The following is a 14242-nucleotide window of genomic DNA, read 5'->3' on the forward strand; positions in this document are numbered from 1 at the left end:
CTCCGGGGGTCGCCGACGGACCGAGCGCCGGTGGGACCCCGCGTCCGGGCCGCTTATTCGGACGCGCCGCCGAGAGCGTCCGTGGACGTCCACGTCCGGTACGAGGGGGACGACGACCCGGCGAAGTGCACGGCGCGAAAGCTCGCGCGGTTCGACCTCGCGGAGTTGCACCGCTCGGACCGCGCGACGCCGTACGGCGTCGTGCTCAACCCGCACGCCGAGCGGGCGCTCTCGCCGGCGGACGCCGACGCCGACGCGCTGGTGGCGCTCGACTGCTCGTGGGAGTCGGCGGGCGAGGCGCGCTTCTCGCTGCCGGGCGACCACCGCGCGCTCCCGTACCTCGTCGCGGCGAACCCCGTGAACTTCGGCCGTCCGATGCGTCTCACCACGGTCGAGGCGCTCGCGGCGGCGCTGTGCGTCTTCGGAGAACGAGACCACGCGGAGCGCCTGCTGGCGAAGTTCACGTGGGGGGAGACGTTCCTCGAACTCAACGCCGAACCGCTCGAACGGTACGCCGCCTGCGCCGACTCGGCCGAGGTGGTCGCCGTGCAGGGGGAGTACCTCGACCGGTAGGGGAGAGCCGGGACGTCTCGGGGCGGGTCGTCGCTTCCCGCCTGCTCGCGCCGAGGCCGCGGGTGTCGTTCACCGGGTCGACACGCCGCGGTTCGCCGCCGGACGGTTCGACACGGCCGCGCCGATTGCGCCCGCGATGGCGGAGTCGATGGCGAACAGTACCGTGACGAACAGCCCGAGCACGAGCACCCCCAGCCCCCCGAGCAGGCCGCCCAGCGGGCCGCCGGCGAGGCCGAGCAGGCCGCCGAACAGCGCGAACACGAGCGTGTAGGCGACGCCCGTCAGCGACCCCGCGATGGCGCCGTGGACCGCGCCGTTGACGAGACCGCCGCCGGCGAGGTAACCCGCCACGAGGCCGCCGAGGACGCCCGCGCCGAGTTGGCCGACGACCGGGATGGCAGTGCCGAACAGCGCGACGACGAGGAACGTGAGGAAGCCCCAGCCGACCGCGCGCCAGTCAGTCATGGGGAGTAGTAAGCCGCCACGGGACTTCTACGTGACGCTCTCGAAGGGGGGCCGACCCGGGCGGGGTAGGCGACCGCCAGCGTCGAGGCGGCGGCGCGGACGACGCCTCAGACGACGAACTGCAGGAGGTCGTCCCGCTTGGCCGCCCGGAAGTGGCTCCGGAGCGCCTCCAGCAGCGGTTCGACGCTCTCCCGCTTGGCCGAGATGGGGGCGACGGTGTCGCTCCACTGCTGCCACGGCGGGTAGAGACCGAGGCGGTCGCACAGCGCGTCCAACCGCTCGTCGCGGTCGTCGACCTTGTCCATCTTGTTCACCGCGACGACGGGCGCCACGTCGACGTCCTGCAGGAACGAGAACAGTTCCACGTCGTGGGGAATCTCCCCGTTCGCCTCGTGTCGGTCGATGATGTCGACGACGCTCTTGCCGTCGACGACGAGCACGCCGGCGAGGATGTGCGGCGCGTTCGCCTCCACGTAGCGCACCACGTCGGTCTTGATGGCCTCGCGTCGCTCCTCGTCGACGCCGCTCATGAAGCCGAATCCGGGGAGGTCCGTGAACACGAAGTCCTCGCTCGCCCAGTCGAAGTGGTTCGGCTGGCGCGTCACGCCCGGCTTCTTCCCGGTCGTGAAGTCGTGGCCGGTGAGTTCCCGCATCAGCGTGGACTTCCCCACGTTCGACCGGCCGAGCAGGACGACTTCCGCGTCCCGGTCCGGTCGCCCCTCGAAGGTCATACCCCGCGGTGGGTCGCGGAGGCGGATAAGCGGCCCGCACCGACGCAGTCGGGAGCGTTCCGACCCGGGTGGACCGACGAACACACCGCACTGGAGCGAGAGGCGGACGACGGAACCGTCAGTCGGCGGACGAACGCCCGACGCTCGCCGCGGAGAGCGCACCGAAGACCACGAACGCGACGACGGCCCCGGCGACGAGCGCTGGCGTGGACGCCGCCAACGCCGCGACGACGCCGTCCGCGAGCAGGAGCGTCGTGACCGTCGCCGCGGCGAACGCGACCGACGCGGACGCGAGGAGGCCGCGCGAGGCGCGAGTGTCGCCCGAGTCGTCCGCCGCCGTCGAGCGGGCGAGCCGCGCTCTGAGCGCGTCGAGCCTCCGAGTCGCGGCGACGGTGTTCGCCCGTCTGTCGTACGTGACGACCCCGGCGTCGGCGAGTTTCGGGAGGTGGACCTGCTGGAGCGAGACGGCGACTCGACGACGGGCGGCGGCCCGCTCCGCGTCGGCCAGGAGTCCGCCGTCCGCCTCGCGCGCCGCCACCGCGTCGGCGAGGTCGGAGAACCGAACCGACCCCGACGCCGACGCGAGGTGACGGATCGCCGCCCGACGCCGCACGCTCCTCAGGAGCGCGAACGCGGTGTCGTCGTCGAGTTCCCGGTTCGAGACGTCGTCCGACAGGAGCCCGTCGCTTCCCCGTGCCCGGTGGAGGGAATCGGATTGCATTCGAAACCACCTCGTCTGTAGATAACCATAAGCCGGGCGGGCCGTTGTGACGGTTGTCCCGGTTGCAATCGCCCGACGGAACAGTCCCGACTGTTTCGGCCGTTCCGGTCGGAGGCGCGGCGCAGCGACGCGGGGCGTCTTTGTGCTCCCGAGACGAACGGGCGAGCATGGAGAAACAGTCGCTCCGGGAACGGGTCTGGGACGACCTGGAGGCGAGCGATGAGGCTCGGTTCCCGTACCCGCCACACGGTCGAATCCCCAACTTCGCCGGCGCGGACGCGGCGGCCGACCGACTCGCCGCGAGCGAGGAGTGGCGGGACGCGGACGTGCTCAAGTCGAACCCAGACGCCCCGCAACTCCCCGTCAGACGGGCGGCGCTCCGCGCCGGGAAGACGCTCTACGTGGCCGTTCCGCGGTTGCGCGAGGCGGACTGCTTCCTCAGACTCGACCCCGACGAGGTGGACGACGTCGACGGCGCGACGACCGTCGGCGGAGCGGCGGACGCGGGCGTGCAGGTCGGCCCCGAGGGGATGGAACCGGTCGACCTCGTCGTCTCGGGGAGCGTCGCAGTGACCGAACGCGGCGAACGGGTCGGAAAGGGCGAGGGGTACAGCGACCTGGAGTTCGGCGTCCTCCGGGAGTTCGGACTGGTCGACGACGAGACGGTGACCGCGACGACGGTCCACGAGCGGCAGGTCGTCGACGACCCGGTTGCGACGGCGGCCCACGACGTCCCGATGGACGCGATACACACGCCGGAGCGGTCGATTCGGCCCGCGTCGACCGCCAAGCCTCCCGGTATCGACTGGGGCGCGCTCGACGGAGAGCGGTTCGACGAGATACCGGTCCTCCGACGACTCCGGGACCGGTGAGGTGGAGCGACGACCGGCCCGGGTCGACCCGCGTTCTCGTCGTGGGCGTTCCAGATGGGCGACACCCTCGAGGCGTGTTTCACGGAGGCGGCGCGAGTCCTCCGTCCGTGCGGGGCGTTTCTCTTCGGAATACCGCACCCCGTTCGAGAGGGTTCGACCCCGAGACGTACGAGTTCGAGCGGCGCTACTTCGACGCGACGCCCGAGCGCACGTCCGTCGGCGACACCGACCCGGAGATGACCGTGTATCGCCACACCGTCGGCGAGGTGCACGGTGCGCTCGTGGACGCCGGGTTCGGCGTCGAGTGGCCGCGTGAACCCGGCGTCGACGACCCCGACGCGTACCGGGAACAGTGGAGCCACAGGCCCGACCCGATGGCGACCGTTCCGCCGACGCTCGCGGTCCGGGCGGCCGTCGAGTAGCGTCCGTTCGGGGACACGCGCCGCCGACGGGGACGAGTCCGAGAGCGGGAACGTTTTGGCGGGCGGGAGAGAGCGTACCGGCGTGCGACTCGTTCAGGTGATGGTCCCGGCGGGGAAACGACAGACGGTGCTGTCCGTGCTCGACGACGAGGGCATCGAGTACGTGCTCTCCGACGAGACGAGCGGCCGCGACTACACCGCCGTCGTCTCGTTCCCCCTCCCGGTCGGGGCGGTGGAACCGGTGCTCGAGAAACTGCGGGAGGCGGGGCTGGAACGGGACGCGTACACGGTCGTGCTCAACGCCGAGACGGTCATCTCGAACCGGTTCGAGCGGCTGGAGGAGCAGTACGAGGAGGCGGGCGAGAGCGACAACCGCATCGCCCGCGAGGAGATCATCGCCGACGCCAGGTCGATGGCGCCCGACTGGATGCCGTTCCTCGTCATGACGGCCATCAGTTCCGTCGTCGCGACCGCCGGCCTGTTACTCGACTCGCCCGCCGTCGTCGTCGGGTCGATGGTCATCGCGCCGCTCGTCGGCCCGGCGATGGCGACGAGCGTCGGCACCGTCGTCAACAACAGCGAGATGTTCAGACGCGGCGTGCGCCTCCAGGCGATCGGTCTCGTGCTCGCGGTCGCCAGCGCGGCCGTGTTCGCCGCCGCGGTCCGGTTCACGCACGCCGTCCCGTTCACCGCCGAGGAGGTGTTCGCCCTCGGCGAGGTCCGCGAACGACTGGCGCCGGACGTGCTCTCGTTGCCCATCGCCATCGGGGCCGGCATCGCGGGCGCGCTGTCGCTCTCGTCGGGGGTGTCGGCCGCGCTCGTCGGCGTCATGATCGCCGCGGCGCTCGTCCCGCCCATCGCCGTCATCGGCATCGGCCTCGCGTGGGGCGAGCCGATGGCCGTCAGCGGGTCGGCGATGCTGGTCGTCGTCAACTTCCTGTCGATCAACCTCGCCGCCATCGTCGTGCTGTGGTACCGGGGGTACCGACCGGACAGGCTGTTCCAGTTCAGCGACGCACGCGCGCGGACCGTCAAGCGCGCCGCGGTGCTCACCGTCGTCATCCTCCTCGCCACGTCGGTGCTCGCGGCGGTCACCGTCGCCTCCTACGAGAGCGCGCAGTTCGAGACGTCCGTCCAGAACGAGGCGAGGGAACTCGTCGGCACGAACGAGAGGGTACTCAGTGTGGAGGTGACGTACGGGGGGTATCCGATCCGCCAGCCGACCGCCGCGACGGTCACCGTCGGCCACCAGCTCGGGGAGAACCCCAAGGCGATAGCCGAAGAGTTGGCCAGACGCCTCTCGGGCGACCGCACCGCGCTGCTGGGACTCGGCCCCTCGGCGCAGGTGGACATCTCCGTCCGGTACGTGCCGATGGAGACGGCCGAGACGACCGGCCAGACGGACCCGGGGGACCCCGGGAGTGGAGGAAGCGGGAGCACGAACGGGACCGAGGAGACGCCCGTCCCCACCCCGACGCCGGGGAGCGACTGAACTCCCGTCTCTGCGGTCCGGACGGAGTGAGCACGGTTCGGCGGGTCCGACCGCTCGCCGTCGATACGTCAAACCGTTCTTTGTGTCTAGCGCAGGTTCAAGCTGTCAGCCGGCGTATATCGTGTGTGAACTCGAAGTACGCTCTCCTCGCGGCCCTGACCGTGCTCCTCGCGGGGTGCGCCGGGGCGGCGACCACGACGACACCGAGCGACGAAGCGAGCGTCGTCTCGGCGGACGACGCCACCAGAGACACCGTCACCGCCGGCGGGACCGGCGAGGCGAGCGCCGACCCCGACGTGGCTCACGTGAGCGTCGCCGTCGAGGCGAGCGCCGACACGGCCGCGGCGGCCCGCGACGCGGTCGCGTCGGACTCCGAGACGCTCCGGACCGCGTTCGAGGACGCCGGCCTGACCGCCGAGACGACCGGCTACTACCTCTCGCCCGAGTACGACCACAGCGGGGAGACGCGCGAACTCGTCGGCTACCGCGCCGTCCAGACGTTCGAGATAGCGGCCCCCGTCGACCGGGCCGGCGAGGCGGTCGACCTCGCGGTCGACAACGGGGCGAACCGGGTCGACGGCGTCCGCTTCGGGCTGAGCGACGAACGGCGCGCGGACCTCCGCGCGGAGGCCGTCGCCGCCGCGATGGCCGACGCGAGAGCCGACGCCGACGCGGCCGCCGGCGCGGTCGACCGGACGGCCGGCGAAGTCGTCTCGGTCGACGTCGGCTCCGACGGCGGAGGCATCCCGTACGCCGCCCGCGAGACGGCCGACTCCGCCGGCGGGACGACGTTCGAACCCGGCCCGGTGACGGTCACCGCGTCGGTCAGCGTGACGTACGAACTGGAGTAAGAGTAAGGGTCGGTCCGAGAGGCCGAGAATCGGCCTACCGGGTCGCTCCCTCGCCGCGCGTCGGGAGGTCGGGTTCGAACCCGACCGCCTCCACGGCCAGGTCGAGCACCCCGTCGACGTTCTCGTCTTCCGTGACGCTCATGTACGCGTCCGCGTCCACGTCGCGCGAGCGGTCGCTCTTGTTACACACCGTGAGGACGGGCGCGTCGAACTGCTCGGTCACCGCGTCCCGGAGCGCCAACTGCGCCGACAGCGGGTAGCCGCAGTCGCCCGACGCGTCCACGACGAAGACGACGGCGTCCGCGAGGTGCGTGAGCGCCGAGACCGCCTGCCGCTCGATGTCGTTGCGCTCCTCGGCGGGCCGGTCGAGCAGCCCCGGCGTGTCGATTATCTGGTACCTGATTCGGTCGCGCTCGAAGTGACCGATTCCGACTGCCTTCGTCGTGAACGGGTAGGAGGCGATGTCGTTGCGCGCGCGGGTGACCCGGTTCACGAACGACGACTTCCCGACGTTGGGGTAGCCCGCGACGACGATGGCCGGTTCGTCCGGTCGGACGTCGGGCAACCCTCTCAGCGCGTCGCGCGCCTCGCCGACCGTCAGGAGGTCGTCCTCGACCTGGTCCATGATGTCGGCCATCCGGGCGAACGCCTGCTTGCGGTGTTTTCTCGCCGTCTCGACGTCCGCGCGGCGTATCTTGCTCGCGTACTCCGAGCGCAGGTCGGCTATCTGCCGGGACGCCCAGTTCACCTTCGAGAGCGCCTGTCGCAACTCGTCGACGTCCACGATTGCGTCGGCGAGTTCGTAGTAGAACGGGTCGACCTCGTACTCGAAGTCGGGCCACTCCGTGCTGACGTTCTCGAGGTTGTCCGACAGGATGTTCGCGGCGGTACGCAGCATCGACTCCTGGGCCTCGAGGCCCTGTTTGGCGCGGCCGGCGCGGGCGGCGCGGGAGAACGCCTTGTCGAGGAGTTCCTCGCTGCGGGGCGTCGTGGGGAGGTTCTCGAAGAGCATGGCGAGGTACTCGTGTCGTCCGTCGTTGACGGCGACGGCGTATAAGCCCGTCCGTTCGCGGGTTTCGGCGCGAACCGGGGGGACCGGAGACTGTCCCGGTCCGAAGCCGCGACGAGAACGCGGGAGCGCGAACGACGCGTCGACGCCCGTTTCCGCGCACGAGAGCGCCGATGCCGAGCGAACCCCGACGAGGGGCGCAAATCGCGAGAACAGCACCTTTATCACTCGCTCGGGGCGACTTCCGTACGAGATTATCCCTTCAGGAGGTCAATGGTGACGGAGAAAACACAACCGGAGGTGAACATCGGACTCGTCGGCCACGTGGACCACGGGAAGACCACGCTCGTCCAGGCGCTCTCGGGGTCGTGGACCGACCAGCACAGCGAGGAGATGCGCCGCGGCATCTCCATCAGACTGGGGTACGCGGACGCGACCCTGCGCAGGTGTCCCGAGTGCGACGAGCCCGAGTGTTACACCGTCGAGGAGACGTGCCCGGACCACGACGTCGAGACCGAGGTGCTGCGGACGGTCTCGTTCGTCGACGCGCCGGGCCACGAGACGCTGATGGCGACGATGCTGTCCGGGGCGGCCATCATGGACGGCGCGGTGCTCGTCGTGTCCGCGACCGAGGACGTGCCGCAGGCGCAGACCGAAGAGCACCTGATGGCGCTCGACATCATCGGCATCGACAACATCGTCGTCGCCCAGAACAAGATCGACCTGGTCGACGCCGACCGCGCTCGCGAGAACTACCAGCAGATACGCGAGTTCGTCGAGGGGACGGTCGCCGAGGACGCCCCTATCGTTCCGCTCAGCGCCCAGCAGGAGATAAACATGGACCTCCTCATCGGGGCGCTCGAAGAGGAGATACCCACCCCCGACCGCGACGAGACGCTCCCGTCGCGGATGCTGGTCGCGCGCTCGTTCGACATCAACCGTCCCGGGACGACCGCCGACGACCTGCTGGGCGGCGTGCTCGGCGGGTCGCTCGCACAGGGGACGCTCGAGAACGACGACGACCTGGAACTCCGCCCCGGCCGCGAGGTCGAGGAGGGGGGCCAGTCCGAGTACCGCTCCATCGAGACGAACGTCCGCTCGCTCCAGGCCGGCGGCAACCCGGTCGAGACGGTCACCCCCGGCGGTCTCCTCGGCGTCGGGACGGGACTCGACCCGAGCCTGACGAAGGGGGACGCGCTCGCCGGGCAGGTCGCGGGCGAACCCGGGACGCTCCCGCCGACGCGCGAGGGGTTCGAGATGAGCGTCGAACTGCTCGACCGGGTCGTCGGCGAGGGCGAGGTGGACGAGATATCCACGGGCGAACCGCTGATGCTCACCGTGGGGACGGCCACCACCGTCGGCGCGGTGACGAGCGCGCGCGAGGGCGAGTGCGAGGTGTCGCTGAAGCGGCCCGTCTGCGCCGAGGACGGCGCGAAGATCGCCATCAACCGGCGGATGGGCGCGCGCTGGCGGCTCATCGGCGTCGGCACCCTGGCGGACTGACGCCGTGGCGACGGTCGTCCTCGACACGAACGCGCTCATGATGCCGGTCGAGTGCGGCGTGCGCGTGTTCGAGGAGCTCGACCGGCTGGTCGCCGACGCGGAGTTGGTGACGCCGGCGGCCGTCGTCGACGAACTGGAGAAGCTAAGCGAGTCGAACGGCGCGGAGGGCACCGCCGCCGCGGTCGGTCGCGACCTGGCGGAGCGGTGCCGCGTCGTGGAGACGACGGCGTCGTACGCCGACGACGCCGTGGTCGAACTCGCGACGGGCGGGAGCGACGACGGCGAGGCGGGTGCGGCCGACACCTACGTCGTCACGAACGACGGTCCCCTCAAACGGCGACTGCGCGAGCGCGACGTTCGCGTAATCTGTTTAAGGGGCGAGAACACACTGGCGGTAACAGAACCATAGCATATGTACAAACGGGTACGACTCAAGGACACGGTCGAGGTGCCGCCGGAACACCTGGCGGATGTCACCACCGACCGGGTTCGCAAACTCCTACAGGACAAGCTGGAAGGACGGATGGACGAGGACGTCGGCAGTATCGTGAGCGTCAGCGAGGTACACGACATCGGGGAGGGAGCGGTGCTCCCGAGCAGGCCGGGCGTCTACTACGAGGCGGAGTTCGACGCCATCACGTTCGACCCCGATATGCAGGAGGTCGTCGACGGGAACGTCGTCGAGGTGGTCGAGTTCGGCGCGTTCGTCGGCATCGGGCCGGTGGACGGCCTGCTGCACGTCTCGCAGATATCCGACGAGTATCTGGCGTACGACGGCGAGAACCAGCAGTTGGCCTCGACGGAGTCGAACCAGACGCTCGGCGTCGAGGACGCGGTCCGCGTGCGCATCGTCACGAAGAGCATCGACGAGCGGAACCCCCGCGACTCGAAGATCGGACTCACGGCCAAACAGCCCGGACTCGGCAAGCACGGCTGGCTCGAAGACGAGGCGGCCAAGCGCGACGAGGCGACCGCGGAGGGGAACTGAATGGCGGAGGACCGGCTCGCCTGCCGCGAGTGTCACTTCGTGAACGACCCGAACGCCCAGACGTGCGAGAACTGCGGTTCCTCCTCGCTGACGGAGGACTGGGCCGGCTACGTCATCATCTCCCACCCCGAACAGTCCGAGATCGCTCCCGAGATGAACGTCACCAAGGCCGGCAGCTACGCGCTGAAGGTCCGCTGAACCCGGAGCGATGCTCCGCCTTCCGGAGGACCTCCGTTCGGCGTTCAAAGACCCGCTCGGGCCCGTCTACACCGACGCGGAGCGACTGCTGGCGGACGCGGGCGACCCGGTGGTCGCCGTCGGCGACGTGGTCACCTACCACCTCCGCGTCGCCGGACGCGACCCGGACGTGGCCGTCGTCGACGGGAGGACCGAGCGGGAGGCCGTGAGCGCCGAGGTGGCGGCGGTACTCGACGACGACGACCCCCGCATCGAGGTGGAGAACGAGCCCGCGACGCTGTCGAACGCGCTACTTGACGCGCTCCGGGAGGCGCTCGGCGCCGGCCGGTCGACCGTCGTCCACGTCACCGGCGAGGAGGACCTCGCGACCGTTCCGGCAATCGTCGCCGCCCCGGAGGGCGCGAGCGTCGTCTACGGTCAGCCCGGCGAGGGGATGGTGCTGGTCGCGGTGACGCCCGAATCGAAGGCGGAGGCGCGCGCCCTCCTCGGGCGGATGGACGGGGACAGCGACGCCGCGCTGGCGCGGCTGGAGTGAGGGGAGAAGCGACGAAGAGCGGCCGGGCGCGCGGTTCCGGTCCCCCGACGAGCGCCGCCGAGTCACGGCAACGCGGCGGGCCAGACGGTTCTGGAGAGGACGAGCACCAGACCCACGAGCAGCGCACCCAGGAGGAGGTCGAGCCTGACGCCCGCACGCAGCATCTCCCGGCGAGAGACCGCGTCGGTCCCGAACACGATGGCGTTGGGTGGCGTCGCGACCGGGAGCGCGAACCCGAAACTCGACGCGAGCCCGCCCGCGAGCGCGAGCGTCACGGCCGCCGCCGTCGCGTCGCCGCCGAACGCGCCCGCGTACGCCGGGCCGACGCCGACGAGGAACGGCGTCAACACGGCCGCTGTCGCCGTGTTCGACGCGAGTTCCGACAGCAGGACCGCGACCAGGACGACCCCGCCCAGGAGCGCGACCAGCGGCACCGCCCCGAACGCGGCGACGGTCAGCCCGGCGACCCACTCGACCACGCCGGCGCGCGCGAGCGCCTCGGCCAGCGAGATGCCGCCGCCGAACAGGACGAGCGTCCCCCAGTCGACGTCGAGCGCGGCGTCCGCGTCGACGCAGTTCGAGACCACGAGCGCCGCCACCGCGAACAGCCCGACGACGACGTAGTTCAGGAGTCCCGTCGTACCCCCCGTCCCGAACAGCGCCGCGTGGACGCCGGCGGGCAGGACGCTCCGGAACGCGAACCCCAGCCCGCCGAGCACCCACAGCGCGACGGTGGCGGCGAAGACGGCCACCGTCCGCCGACCGGCGGGGTCGAGCGACCCGGCCTCGCGGAGCGCCGTCCGGGCGCGCTCGCGGGCCGCCGACACGTCGGCGCCGGCCGGCGGGTACACTCGGACGAGCAGGAGCCACGCCACGGGGAGCGCGACGGCGACGACCGGCAGGCCGACGGCGAGCCACGCGGCGAACGAGATGCGGTAGCCGAGCGTCGCCGACAGCTGGGCGGCGACGATGGCGTTCGGCGGCGTCCCGACGAGCGTGCCGATGCCGCCGACGCTCGCGCCGTACGCCACGGCGAGCAGCAGCCCCGTGCGGAGGTTGCGGTCGCCGGGGGCCGCCTCGCGGGCGAGACCGAGCGCGACGGGCGCGAGCATCGCCGCCGTCGCCGTGTTCGACACGAGCATCGACAGCCCCGCGGCGGCGACCATCACCCCGAGGACGAGCCGGCGCGGCGAGGACCCCGTCGCGAGGAGGACGCGGTACGCGACCCGGCGGTCGACCCCGTGGCGCTCGAGCGCCGCCGCGAGGACGAACCCCGAGAGCATGAGGAAGACGACGGGGTCGGCGAAGCCGGCGAGCGCCGCCTCGGCGTCGGCCGCGCCGGCGGCGACGACGAGCGGCGGGACGAGCAGCGCCGCGACCGGGAGCGCGCCGCCCCCGTCACCCAGAGGACGGCGACGAACCACGCGACTGCGAGCGTCCGCGCGCCCACTGGCGAGAGCCCCGGGTACGCCGGGAGCGCGAGCAGCGCGGCGGACGCGGCGGCTCCGAGGACGACGACCCGGTCGCGTGCGGAGGGCATCGGCGGCGTCTCACCCGCCGGCAACAAAGCCGTTTCGCGACCCGGTACCGGGACGCACGCTTGTGGAGTCCGCGTCCATCCCGTCCGCATGAGCGACGACGGCACGAACGACGGCGAGTTCACGGGGGTCACCCCTCGCGAGACGGTGTGTCCGTTCTGCGGCGTCGGCTGCGCGCTCCCGGACCCCCTGCCCGGCTACGCGCCCCGTCGAGGACGCGGCGGACGATCCGCCCGACGGGGGAACCTGGGCAGGCGAGCGGGCGCGCGGGGCGGTCGGTCCGTCGAAATCCCGGCTCGAATCCAAATCCTTTTCCCCGTACTGGCCGGATTCTCCGGCAACTGACCCATGGACATCGAAATCATCTCCGAGGAGGAGAACCCCATGCTCCACCGGACCGACGTTCGCTTCGAGATCGTCCACGAGGACGCGACGCCCGCCCGTCTGCAGGTCCGCGACTCGCTCGCGGCGAAACTCGACAAGGCGGCGGGCGAGGTGGTCGTCCACGAACTCGACACGAAGTTCGGGATGCGAAAGACCATCGGCTACGCGAAGGTGTACGAGAACAGCGAGTACGCGAACGACGTGGAGCAGGCGTACATGCTCGACCGGAACGCCATCGGCGCCGACGAGGACGCGGAAGCCGAGGAAGCGTAACCCGGCCGGATGCGCGTCCTCGGCATCGAAGGGACGGCGTGGTGCGCGAGCGCCGCCGTCTACGACGCCGAGACCGACTCCGTCTCCATCGAGTCCGACGCGTACGAACCCGAGAGCGGCGGCATCCACCCGCGCGAGGCCGCCGAGCACATGGGCGACGCGGTGCCGCGCGTCGTTCGCACGACCCTGAACTGCGCCCGCGAGACGTACGGCTCCGACCCGATAGACGCCGTCGCCTTCTCGCGCGGCCCGGGGCTCGGCCCCTGTCTCCGCATCGTCGGGACGGCCGCGCGAGCGCTCGCGTCGACGCTGGACGTGCCGCTCGTCGGCGTGAACCACATGGTCGCGCACCTCGAAATCGGCCGGCACCGCTCCGGGTTCGACGCGCCGGTCTGTCTCAACGCCTCCGGCGCGAACGCGCACCTGCTCGGCTACCACGACGGCCGCTACCGCGTGCTCGGCGAGACGATGGACACCGGCGTCGGCAACGCCATCGACAAGTTCACCCGGCACGTCGGCTGGAGCCACCCCGGGGGGCCGAAGGTCGAGGAGTACGCGAACGGGGGCGAGTACGTCGACCTGCCGTACGTCGTCAAGGGGATGGACTTCTCGTTCTCGGGCATCATGAGCGCCGCGAAGGACGCGTACGACGACGGCGTCCCCGTCGAGGACGTCTGCTTCTCGCTGCAGGAGCACGTGTTCGCCATGCTGACGGAGGTGTCCGAGCGGGCGCTGTCGCTCACCGGGTCGGACGAACTCATCCTCGGCGGCGGTGTCGGACAGAATCGGCGGCTCCAGGCGATGCTCTCGGGCATGTGCGAGGCGCGCGGCGCCGACTTCTACGCGCCCGAGGGCCGGTTCCTCCGCGACAACGCGGGGATGATAGCGGTGCTCGGCGCGCGGATGGCGGCCGCCGACGACACCGTCGCCGTCCCCGACTCGGCGGTCGACCCGGACTTCCGGCCCGACCAGGTGCCCGTGACGTGGCGGGGGGACGGAGCGTCGGTGAGCCGACCGCCCGCGGAGTCGACCCTGCGCGGGGCCGAGGCCACCGTCGAAGTCGGCGGCGACGCCGTCGTGAAGCGACGGCTCCCGAAGGAGTACCGCCACCCCGAACTGGACGCGACGCTCCGGCGCGAGCGGACGGTCGGCGAGGCGCGGCTACTGGCGGACGCGCGCCGGGCCGGCGTGCCGACGCCGCTCGTACGCGACGTGGACGTGCGGGAGGCGACGCTCACGCTCCAGTACGTGGGGGACCGCGACCTGGCGGCGGCGCTCTCGCCCGAACGCGCCCGCGTCGTCGGTCGCCACCTCGCGCGCCTGCACGACGCCGGACTGGTCCACGGCGACCCGACGACGCGGAACGTCCGGGTCGCCGACGGCGCGGACGGCGACCGCCTGTTCCTCATCGACTTCGGCCTCGGCTACGCCACCGACCACGTCGAGGACTACGCGATGGACCTCCACGTGTTCGAGCAGGCGGTGGCGGGGACGGCGAGCGACCCGGAGCCGCTGGTCACGGCCGCCGAGGCGGGCTACCGCGAGGCGGGCGCGGAGCGCGTGCTCGACCGCCTGCGGGCCGTCGAGGGGCGCGGTCGGTACCGGTAGCGTCGCCACGTCGCGTACGAGCGCCGGTCCGCCCGGCGCGACTCCGGCGCGCACGGCGGGCCAAAACGATTTATCCCAC

The 14242-nt window shown here is 71.5% G+C and carries 17 protein-coding genes; 12 read left to right on the top strand and 5 right to left on the bottom strand.

Annotated features, from left to right (window positions below):
- The first annotated feature begins 81 nt into the window (after window positions 1–81).
- Entirely contained in the window at window positions 82–573 is a 492-nt protein-coding gene (locus AC6RUA_RS07820; protein ID WP_499815366.1) for a DUF367 family protein, read from the top strand.
- A gap of 69 nt (window positions 574–642) precedes the next feature.
- Here the strand turns inward: AC6RUA_RS07820 and AC6RUA_RS07825 are convergent, their stop codons facing one another.
- The 3 genes from AC6RUA_RS07825 to AC6RUA_RS07835 form a co-directional block, all read right to left on the bottom strand.
- Window positions 643–1038: a DUF5518 domain-containing protein gene (locus AC6RUA_RS07825; RefSeq protein WP_499815367.1), complete on the bottom strand. Its 396-nt coding sequence runs from the start codon at window positions 1036–1038 to the stop codon at window positions 643–645.
- Window positions 1039–1145: 107 nt separating this feature from the next.
- Entirely contained in the window at window positions 1146–1769 is a 624-nt protein-coding gene (gene engB / locus AC6RUA_RS07830) for a GTP-binding protein EngB (RefSeq protein ID WP_499815368.1), read from the bottom strand.
- Window positions 1770–1887: 118 nt separating this feature from the next.
- The gene (locus tag AC6RUA_RS07835) at window positions 1888–2490 is read right to left on the bottom strand and encodes a DUF7344 domain-containing protein (RefSeq protein WP_499815369.1); all 603 of its coding nucleotides are present in this window, start codon (window positions 2488–2490) and stop codon (window positions 1888–1890) included.
- 167 nt (window positions 2491–2657) lie between these two features.
- Between AC6RUA_RS07835 and AC6RUA_RS07840 the strand changes: the two genes are divergently transcribed.
- The 4 genes from AC6RUA_RS07840 to AC6RUA_RS07855 all read left to right on the top strand — a co-directional run bounded on the left by AC6RUA_RS07840 (window position 2658) and on the right by AC6RUA_RS07855 (window position 6127).
- Window positions 2658–3362, top strand: a complete 705-nt coding sequence (locus AC6RUA_RS07840) for a 5-formyltetrahydrofolate cyclo-ligase (protein ID WP_499815370.1) — start codon at window positions 2658–2660, stop codon at window positions 3360–3362.
- 107 nt (window positions 3363–3469) lie between these two features.
- The gene (locus tag AC6RUA_RS07845) at window positions 3470–3784 is read left to right on the top strand and encodes a hypothetical protein (RefSeq protein ID WP_499815371.1); all 315 of its coding nucleotides are present in this window, start codon (window positions 3470–3472) and stop codon (window positions 3782–3784) included.
- Window positions 3785–3866: 82 nt separating this feature from the next.
- Window positions 3867–5276, top strand: a complete 1410-nt coding sequence (locus AC6RUA_RS07850) for a TIGR00341 family protein (protein ID WP_499815372.1) — start codon at window positions 3867–3869, stop codon at window positions 5274–5276.
- A gap of 125 nt (window positions 5277–5401) precedes the next feature.
- Window positions 5402–6127 carry an SIMPL domain-containing protein gene (locus AC6RUA_RS07855; protein ID WP_499815373.1) on the top strand — a complete coding sequence of 242 codons (726 nt, stop codon included), beginning with the start codon at window positions 5402–5404 and terminating at the stop codon, window positions 6125–6127.
- Between the two features lie 34 nt (window positions 6128–6161).
- Here AC6RUA_RS07855 and AC6RUA_RS07860 read toward each other — a convergent pair whose 3' ends face one another.
- Window positions 6162–7139: an NOG1 family protein gene (locus AC6RUA_RS07860; RefSeq protein ID WP_499815374.1), complete on the bottom strand. Its 978-nt coding sequence runs from the start codon at window positions 7137–7139 to the stop codon at window positions 6162–6164.
- A gap of 270 nt (window positions 7140–7409) precedes the next feature.
- Here AC6RUA_RS07860 and AC6RUA_RS07865 point away from each other — a divergent pair, with 270 nt between their 5' ends.
- From AC6RUA_RS07865 to AC6RUA_RS07885, 5 genes are read left to right on the top strand one after another with little or no spacing between them, the layout of a single operon-like run.
- Window positions 7410–8639: a translation initiation factor IF-2 subunit gamma gene (locus AC6RUA_RS07865; protein ID WP_499815375.1), complete on the top strand. Its 1230-nt coding sequence runs from the start codon at window positions 7410–7412 to the stop codon at window positions 8637–8639.
- 37 nt (window positions 8640–8676) lie between these two features.
- Window positions 8677–9048: a type II toxin-antitoxin system VapC family toxin gene (locus AC6RUA_RS07870; protein WP_499815415.1), complete on the top strand. Its 372-nt coding sequence runs from the start codon at window positions 8677–8679 to the stop codon at window positions 9046–9048.
- A 3-nt stretch (window positions 9049–9051) separates the two neighbouring features.
- Window positions 9052–9627, top strand: coding sequence for a DNA-directed RNA polymerase (locus AC6RUA_RS07875; protein WP_499815376.1), 576 nt, complete (start codon window positions 9052–9054; stop codon window positions 9625–9627).
- On the top strand, window positions 9628–9825 hold the full coding sequence (gene spt4, locus AC6RUA_RS07880) for a transcription elongation factor subunit Spt4 (protein WP_499815377.1): 198 nt from the start codon (window positions 9628–9630) through the stop codon (window positions 9823–9825).
- Window positions 9826–9835: 10 nt separating this feature from the next.
- A complete protein-coding gene (locus AC6RUA_RS07885; RefSeq protein ID WP_499815378.1) occupies window positions 9836–10360 on the top strand; it encodes a GTP-dependent dephospho-CoA kinase family protein in 525 nt (174 codons plus the stop codon).
- A 62-nt stretch (window positions 10361–10422) separates the two neighbouring features.
- On the opposite strand, the gene AC6RUA_RS07890 is transcribed toward AC6RUA_RS07885, so the two are convergent.
- On the bottom strand, window positions 10423–11784 hold the full coding sequence (locus AC6RUA_RS07890; RefSeq protein ID WP_499812494.1) for an SLC13 family permease: 1362 nt from the start codon (window positions 11782–11784) through the stop codon (window positions 10423–10425).
- Window positions 11785–12246: 462 nt separating this feature from the next.
- Between AC6RUA_RS07890 and AC6RUA_RS07895 the strand changes: the two genes are divergently transcribed.
- Together AC6RUA_RS07895 and AC6RUA_RS07900 are read left to right on the top strand one after the other, a co-directional pair.
- On the top strand, window positions 12247–12555 hold the full coding sequence (locus AC6RUA_RS07895) for a 30S ribosomal protein S24e (protein ID WP_499812495.1): 309 nt from the start codon (window positions 12247–12249) through the stop codon (window positions 12553–12555).
- Between the two features lie 9 nt (window positions 12556–12564).
- Entirely contained in the window at window positions 12565–14163 is a 1599-nt protein-coding gene (locus AC6RUA_RS07900; RefSeq protein WP_499812496.1) for a bifunctional N(6)-L-threonylcarbamoyladenine synthase/serine/threonine protein kinase, read from the top strand.
- The last annotated feature ends 79 nt before the right edge of the window (window positions 14164–14242 follow it).

The sequence above is a fragment of the Halorarum sp. SLYT50 genome (assembly GCF_059821265.1).